Origin of the sequence: Lactobacillus acetotolerans DSM 20749 = JCM 3825, from assembly GCF_001436775.1 — a bacterium.
Lineage (GTDB): Bacteria > Bacillota > Bacilli > Lactobacillales > Lactobacillaceae > Lactobacillus > Lactobacillus acetotolerans.
The window spans coordinates 1-8,400 of the sequence record NZ_AYZC01000053.1 but is presented as its reverse complement, the minus strand read 5'-3'; the positions used below and the strand labels follow the sequence as shown (position 1 = coordinate 8,400).

Here is an 8,400-nt window from a genome sequence, read left to right as displayed (position 1 = left end):
TGGTAGAGCGCTTGACTGTTAATCAAGATGTCGTCAGTTCGAGCCTGACAGCCGGAGCCGAGTTATTATAAATATTAAAATACCATCATAGTTGAATAGCTATGGTGGTATTTTTTTGTTTTCATTTTATTTTATATCTGGTTTTATTTTCAATTGCTTGAATGCTTTAATTAACTTAGTGACAGCTGGTGGAAGCTTTCTTCCGTGTTTAACGGCTATAAAATATTTGATCTGCATTAGTTTAGGATCTAATGGTAAAAGGTTAATCGGTGTTTGTGCCATTCTTTTAATAATACTTGCGGAAGAAATGGTTAATCCTAAACCTTGAATAGCTAAGTTAGTTACGGTAATGATGCTGTTACTCTCTAATACAATATTTGGTTTCACATGAAACTTTTGAAATATACCATTGATTTGATGGCGTATGGCTGATTCAGATGTACTCAAAACAAAAGGTTCTTGCAATACTTTTTTCAAATCATACTCTCCGGGTTGTAAGATAAAGCGTCCTCTTTGAAAATACTTTGAAGCGGGTGAAATTACTACAAAATATTTTTCGCCGCCATTTATATAAAAGTCTATTCCTTCGGTAACTGTTTCTGGAGTTTGTCCTATATAACAATCTATTTGTTTGTTTAGTAGGTGGGCCTCACTTTTGCGTGGAAAGGATTCAACTAATTGAATCTTAATGTCTGGATTTTCTCTTAGAAAATGTGGTAAAAGTTCAGGTAATAAAAATGTCCCTAGGCTTTCTAAAATACCAATTCTGATAACTTCTTTATCTGGATGAACAAAGGGTATTAGTTGTTGAGTTAATTTTTGATCATTGTAGACAATGTTTTCAAGGTATTTATAATAAATTGTTCCAGCCTTTGTTAATGAAAATGGTGTACGTTTGCGATTAATAATTTGTACTCCTAATTTCTTCTCAATTCTTTTAATTAACTGCGTTAAATATGGTTGTGAAATATATAATTCGTGTGCTGCTTGCGTAAAGTTACTCTCTTTTAGTAGCACGTCGATGTAATGTAATAATGTTTCTGGATCGTTCATAATTATTCTCCTAATAACAAAAATATTATAACGCACTAGTTAAAAAAGTATTTCACGTTGGATTTTAGAATTAGTAAAATTTAAGTATTAAGACTTCTAATGTGAAAGGAAGAATAAATATGACGATGCGAGCAGGTACTTATAATGTGAGAGCTAAGGGACATGACTCTAGCTATATGCCGATGAAGGTTATACTTTCAGAAGATAAAATTAAAAATATAAAAATTGATTCAAGTGGTGAAACTAAGGGAGTTGCAGATGAAGTTTTTAAGCGGCTTCCTAAAGAAATTATTGGCGGACAAACATTAAACGTGGATGCGGTTAGTGGTGCCACTATTTCTAGTCATGGTGTTGTAGATGGGATTGCTGAGGCGATTACGCAAGCTGGTGGAAACGCTGATGAATGGAAGAAGCGTTCTAAGCCTGTTAAGCGCAATGGTCAAAATAAGGAATATTCTACCGATGTAGTAGTTGTCGGTGCTGGTGGTGCCGGGCTTACTGCTGCGGCACGATTAATTCAGAATAATAAGAAAGTAATTGTGCTTGAAAAATATCCCCAGATTGGCGGTAATACCACCCGTGCCGGTGGTCCAATGAATGCGGCAGAGCCCGATTGGCAAAAGCAATTTAAAGCACTTCCGGGTGAAAAGCAGAGTTTAAAGAAGTTAGCTGTAACTCCAATTGAACATATCGACCCTGAATATCGTGCAGATTTTAAGAAATTACAGGAACAAATTCAAAAATATCTTGCTTCTGGTGAAAATTACCTCTTTGATTCGACTTTACTTCATGAAATTCAGACTTATTTAGGCGGTAAAAGAATCGATTTAAATGGTAATGAAATTCATGGTAATTATTCTTTAGTTAATGAATTGGTAAATAACGTTTTAGATTCTGTAAAATGGTTAACTGATTTAGGTGTGAAATTCGATCGTAGTCAGGTGACGATGCCCGTTGGCGCATTGTGGCGAAGAGGTCATAAACCAGTCGAACCAATGGGCTATGCATTTATTCACGTGTTAGGCGATTGGGTAAAGGCACACGGAGCAACAATTTTGACTGATACCCGTGCTGAACATTTTCTTTTTAAAAATGGAAAAATAGCAGGGATCATTGCGAAAAATAGTGCTGGTAGTAAGGTCATTGTTCATGCAAATAACGTTATTATGACTTCTGGTGGATTTGGTGCCAATACTCCAATGGTAAAAAAGTATAATACTTACTGGAAGCATATTGATGATGATATTGCCACAACTAATTCTCCAGCAATTACTGGTGACGGAATTAGGTTAGGGCAAGAAGCTGGCGCTGATTTAGTTGGTATGGGCTTTATTCAATTGATGCCTGTTTCTGATCCTAAGACGGGTGAAATATTTACGGGCATTCAAACGCCGCCTGAAAATTTTATTATGGTTAACCAGAAGGGTAAACGCTTCGTCAATGAGTTTGCGGAGCGTGATACTTTGGCTAAAGCCGCGATTGCCAACGGTGGATTATTCTATTTGATTGCCGATGATAAGATGAAAGATACCGCATATAATACAAGCCAGGCTGCGATCGATGCACAAGTAAAAGCGGGTACTTTATTTAAAGCTGATACCCTGGCGGACTTGACTAAACAAATCCATATGGATCCGGGTACTTTAATTACAACCATTAAAAAATATAATTCGTATGTTGATGCTGGAAAAGATCCTGACTTTGGCAAGAGTGCATTTAACTTAAAGTGTGAGCAGGGACCATTTTATGCAACACCGCGTAAACCGGCAATTCACCACACCATGGGTGGTCTGAAGATTAATACCAATGCTCAGGTTATTGCTAAAAATGGGAATGTTATCCCAAGTTTATATGCAGCTGGTGAGGTTGCGGGCGGCATTCATGCCGGTAACCGTTTAGGCGGTAACTCGCTTGCTGATATTTTCACCTTCGGTAGAATCGCCGCGGATTCTATTTGTAAAAAAGATGCGAGTGCAGATGTCACCTCTGGCGCGTCACAAAATTAATTTTGATGAAAAAAATAAGATCTAACTTCAATTTGAATAAAGTTAGATCTTTTTTGTTCTTATAAAGAATTAAAGGTAACCGCGTTCTAGTCCTATGAAGATAGTCACGATTAGTAAATCGGCACAGCCACCTAAACTGTAATTTCGCTTAGTCATTTCTTTATTAAGGTTGAGCAGATATTCTTTGCCTTGGGTGGTACCGTATCCGCCTAGCTGTAAGTATTGCTTTGCGTGCTGTCTTAACCACGGGATGACATTGATATTTCCCGCTCTCTTAATTAAATTACTGTCAGAAGCAATCGTGGCGATTTTCATTAATGTATCTAATAATCTAGTTTGAATATCACCGGTACTATTTTTTAGAAAAGGCAGCGCAATATCCTTAACTATGGGATAACCATCCCCAGCTTCGCCACGTGCACCACTTTTGCCATATTTTTGGTATTCCTTTTCACCGGCAGTTTGCTGCTGGTTATCCTTAACTAGGTCATGTTCAACCAATCCTTTGCTCATTTTACGAATGGTGGCAAATAAATCGGTTTGCTTTGTTTTGCTATAACTTTCGGCACAGGCAAATATTCCTAATGCGAAAATTGCACCTTTATGGGTATTGGTATTATGCGTAGCGGTAAACATAGCCTTTTCTGCGAGGACACCCTTAGTTCGTAAGGTAGAAAACATTTTAGTTAAATCATTATCATTAAAAGTTTTGCCAATCTTTACAGCGTCTTCAAAGTATGGTTGAAGGCTTAAACTGCTGTCAATGAACATGTATATGTCCATATCGGGATGGGGTCCCTGAGATACGGGATCAACTAACCCCGGTTTCGGGTTGGTTACTGCCTCGTATAAAAGAGCGCGGATTGCGTTTTGGGTGATTGCGTCTGTCATAATTTTTATTTCTCAAATTTCTATTTTGCTAATTTTTTAAAGTTTAATTCTATTTTATCCTATTTATTAATTTTAAAAAATTAAACTTAAAGAAGCCTATTGCTAGTAATTATTTTAATTAACGGTAAAGTAAATTTAGTATGCAAATTAAGAGAATTGTAAGAGGGTAACTTGAATGTCTAAAAGGACCATTAAAGTACAGGCAAATGGCTATAACGGAAAGATAGATTTTGATATTGCCGTTAATGGCAATCATATTGATGATATTAACGTAACTAAAAGTTCAGAAACACCGGCTATTTTTAAGCAGACTTTTAGTAAATTAAAGAATGAAATTATTGCCAAGCAGAGTTTTGCCGTTGACGCGGTTTCCGGTGCGTCGGTTATGACCCAAGCAGTATTGGATGCGGGTAAGAAAGCACTTAAAAAGAACAACATTACTCCTGACGCTAAAAATGATGCGGGTGTTCATAGAGATGTGGTTTTGAACGTTGATGTTGCGGTAATTGATTCGGGAATAGCGGGCCTGATGGCTGCCGCCCGGGCTTTATCTATGGGTAAGAGTGTCCTTGTTTTAGAAAAGAATGGCTATCTTGGTGGTGCCACTATTTTGAATGGTTCGAATGTTGTGGCTACTGCTTCAAAAGTAGCAGAGAAATTGTTCGGTAAAGAGTCTGAGAAAGATTCGTCGGCACTTTTGGTAAGTGATATTACTCGTGAAAGTGGGGCTAGTAATTATGCACAACTCTCTGAATTACTCGCTAATAATATTGGCAAGGCAGTTGATTTCATTGCGGAATTTGCTGGTTTAACATACCAAAAGGCTGAGACGCAAACGGTTGAACATACGGTTAAGCGGCAAATTGAGCTGCCAGCGGGATCGTATGAATTGATTACTAAGGTAGCACGAGCATTTGAAGAAAAGGGCGGTAAAATTCTGCTTAACGCTCGTGTTGAAAAGTTAAATAAAAATTCTGATGGGAAATTAATTTCATTAGTTGCTGAAGGTAAAGGCCAAACAACAAAGGTGAAGTTTAAATCATTGGTATTATCTGCAGGTGGCTGGGGAGCCAAGATGTATCAAGAGCATAAAAGTAATATTCTGTATTATGGACCGATGACCTCAACTGGTGATTACTTTGATTTCGCTAAAAATATGAACTTGGTAACCCGTAACCTTGATTGGTATAAGGTTTATCCGCATGGTTTAGAAGTTAAACCGGGAATTGCTAAGTTGACGACCTATTCTACGAAAAAAGCTACGGATATGGGGGCGATTTTTGTCAATAAAAGTGGTAAAAGAATTGTGAATGAATCAGCGCCATATACCCATTTTAGGGATGCAATTGCCGCACAAAAGGATAAGGTTGCTTTTGTCGTCATGGACCATAAAATATGGAAACAGTTCTACGCATTGTTGCTCAAATATAATTTTAATAAAGAAGAAATTCAAAGTTTCTTTGCTTTAGACGGTAAAAAGAGCCCAATTTTAGTTAAAGGGGACTTACAAACAGTTGCTCAAAAAGCCGGGATTGATTATAAAACCCTGAAAGAAACAATGGATAATTATAATGAAGATGTAGAAGCCGGGTATGATCCTGAGTTTGGGCGTCCTGCTAAATTTATGCACGCATATGAAGGCAATACTTATTATGTAATCGAACAGAAATTACGCTTCTGCACAACTTTAGGTGGTTATGTAACTAATAACCGAATGCAATTATTAGATAAAAGCATTAAAACAGTAGCTAACTTCTTTGCTGCTGGTGAAGTTATTGGTGGTGCTAATGGACGTGATCCGATGCCTAGTATGATGAACTCGTGGGCTTACGCATCGGGATTTGTTGCGGGAACGGAAGCGGCAGATAATTGCAATTTTTATCCGGTTGAACAACAAGAAGAAGTCGATGCATTATCTGGTGCTTCTGAGGAATAAAAGGAGAAATTAATGCAAGTACATATAAAAAAGACACTGCAACCATTTATAGACGGTGACAATATTTTGTTTGGCAATGGCAATGCAGGTCTAACTAGAAAAATAGCCAATACAACTGAGAATGTTAATTTAATCAAGTATTTAGCTGGCGAAATGGATAGAAAAAGTTTGCATTTAACGGACGACGAGTTAAATACAAAAATAGAAAAATTTAAGGAATTAGGTTTATTGTCTAGCAACGATTATGATCCTGAACTTAGATACGCAAACAACTATAGTTACTTTGAATGGGTTGATAAATCTAGTAATATTGATCCACAGAGTTATCAAAGAAAATTGGCTGATTCGTATGTTGTTATATTTGGTATTGATAAAATAGGGACTACTGTAGCTGAACAACTAGTAAGAGCTGGAGTTGGGAGATTAAAGCTAGTTGATTCTGCTGTAGTTAAAGAAGCTAACCTTGCAAACCAAAGTATTTATACTGAAAAAGATATTGGCAAAAAGAAGGTAAATGTTTGTAAGCAATATTTACTGGCCATTAATTCTAAGGTGCAGATCAAGGCTGTAGATTGTGAGATTAATAGTTCTAACGAGGTTGAAAAATACTTAGATAGTGATGTGGATTTGATTATTGATAGTATGGATAAAACTAATGATAATGAATGGTTTGATAGGATTTCTAATAAAGTTAATAAACCGGTAATTTTTGGTAGTTACGCTTCTACGAGTTCAAATGTATTTGTAAAAATACCTGGGGTAACGGTAGATTATATGGATTTTCTAGGTAAAGAACAAATAGCAGATGATCACTTAATTGATTATCATTTTCCAGCTGCAATAATCGCCCCCGTTACTTATATGGCCGCTGGCTTAGTTAGTTATAATGCAATCATGTTATTAACAGGGTTGAGGGTACCAACTGAAGCTGTCCAAATTGATTTTGATGGTTGGACAATAGAAAAATATGATGTAAGAAAGAAATAAAAAAGAGACTTTATTTCGTTATAAAATACCTTATAAAAATATTATTAAAATGATTTAAATTGTAAAGTAATTTAATAATATAGGTAAAATTACTCTAATAATTAAAAGCGCTCAGAAATAAGAAATTATTTTCTGGGTGTTTTTCTTTGCTCTGGCACGTTTCTTAATACTATTTAGCAGTTAATTTGTATTGAATTCTCGATTTTGATTTTGCAAAAGAATTTTGTTTAGGTATAATCCAAAGCATAATATTATTTTATGCTTGGTTGTTGAATAACAATTGAGTGTTTTTTACGGAGGATCGTAATATGACTAACAGCATAGGTTTAGACTTGCACCTTGATCCGGGCTTGCCTAAGCAAACTGAATACCGCCATTTTTCCAAGGAATTGCTTAGAAAAAAAGTAGGGAGGGATAAGGAGTTAACACCATATACTTCAGTGGACTCAAAGTATCGAATTAACCCAGATCTGCTGGCCGTGTATGACTTTAAGAAAGAGCCGCTCTTGGGAAAATATCAGAGTGTGCTGATTGATCGTGAACGGGGTATTATTTTAAGTAAACGCGGCAGTAAAGCCCATTTCTATTATTTTCTTAAACATAAATTAATTAGTGGGCTGGCTTTTCAGAAAGCAATTGACCAGCGACTGCATTATAGGCGCTACCACGTGATCTCAACCGAGAAACGAGCCTACTTTTCAATTCATGGTTATACCGATGGTTGTACTGATTGGGTGGCTTTGCACTTGATGGATGATTACCAGTTAAGTGGCTCTCATGCTATTAAGTTTAGTGCCCTTAAAATCAATGACCTTGATTATAGCTTTACCTTTGATAATTGCAGCCGGCATATTCGTAGCGAATTAACTGAAGGCTTACGCCATACCAACTTAGTGTTCAAAATTTTGGAATACCATTTAGAAGATACGATGAGCTGGTCGATTTACCGGCTGCGTGGCAAAGAGAAATCACTCTTGGATAAGCAGGATTATTTTACGCCGGCTCCAACGATCGCATTCTTTACCATGCAGGAAGTCTGTGCAGATTTAAAAAGACAGAAATATTTCTGGTACGGCCAAACAATGGCAGAATACTTCCAGTTAAATTTCTTGGAGACGGATCATAATTTAATTTACCGCTTATCACAACGTGGTGACAATATTTATTAATTAAATAGTTTAAATACGAAAAAGATCGTTTGCTCAAGAAAATTTGAGCAAACGATTTTTTTAATTTTCGAATATATGATTTATTTCTGAATATGATTTTTCATTCCGTTATTGAAGCATAATCTTGTTTAAGTAGCGACAACGAAAGGATTACTTACTTTCTGTAATTGGTTCAAACCAATTACATGCATAGTTTAATGTTTACTTTATTGCAGCAGAGCTATAAGATTGTTATTGTAAATATAGATTAAAGATATTTTAATTATATGAGGATGTATGTATGTTAGGAAAAAATAATTTTAAAGAACGATTAAGAAAGATGGAAATGTAATCCAAAAAGGATCGCTTTTCTATTCGT

General features: G+C 36.1%; 6 protein-coding genes. 4 read left to right on the top strand and 2 right to left on the bottom strand.

What is annotated here, in order from left to right; all coding sequences use genetic code 11:
• Positions 1-126 precede the first annotated feature (126 nt).
• On the bottom strand, positions 127-1,053 hold the full coding sequence (locus FC77_RS06960) for a LysR family transcriptional regulator (RefSeq protein ID WP_056970908.1): 927 nt from the start codon (positions 1,051-1,053) through the stop codon (positions 127-129).
• 125 nt (positions 1,054-1,178) lie between these two features.
• Here FC77_RS06960 and FC77_RS06955 point away from each other — a divergent pair, with 125 nt between their 5' ends.
• Entirely contained in the window at positions 1,179-3,059 is a 1,881-nt protein-coding gene (locus FC77_RS06955; RefSeq protein ID WP_056970910.1) for a flavocytochrome c, read from the top strand.
• A gap of 69 nt (positions 3,060-3,128) precedes the next feature.
• Here the strand turns inward: FC77_RS06955 and citG are convergent, their stop codons facing one another.
• Positions 3,129-3,953 (bottom strand): triphosphoribosyl-dephospho-CoA synthase CitG, encoded by an 825-nt coding sequence (citG, locus tag FC77_RS06950; protein WP_188864901.1) that lies wholly within the window; start codon positions 3,951-3,953, stop codon positions 3,129-3,131.
• A 172-nt stretch (positions 3,954-4,125) separates the two neighbouring features.
• Here citG and FC77_RS06945 point away from each other — a divergent pair, with 172 nt between their 5' ends.
• From FC77_RS06945 to FC77_RS06935, 3 genes are all read left to right on the top strand, one after another.
• Complete coding sequence (locus FC77_RS06945) at positions 4,126-5,886, top strand: FAD-dependent oxidoreductase (protein ID WP_056970905.1); 1,761 nt, start codon at positions 4,126-4,128, stop codon at positions 5,884-5,886.
• 12 nt (positions 5,887-5,898) lie between these two features.
• Complete coding sequence (locus FC77_RS06940) at positions 5,899-6,873, top strand: ThiF family adenylyltransferase (protein WP_056970903.1); 975 nt, start codon at positions 5,899-5,901, stop codon at positions 6,871-6,873.
• Between the two features lie 308 nt (positions 6,874-7,181).
• Positions 7,182-8,042: a hypothetical protein gene (locus tag FC77_RS06935; protein WP_054681599.1), complete on the top strand. Its 861-nt coding sequence runs from the start codon at positions 7,182-7,184 to the stop codon at positions 8,040-8,042.
• Positions 8,043-8,400: the final 358 nt, after the last annotated feature.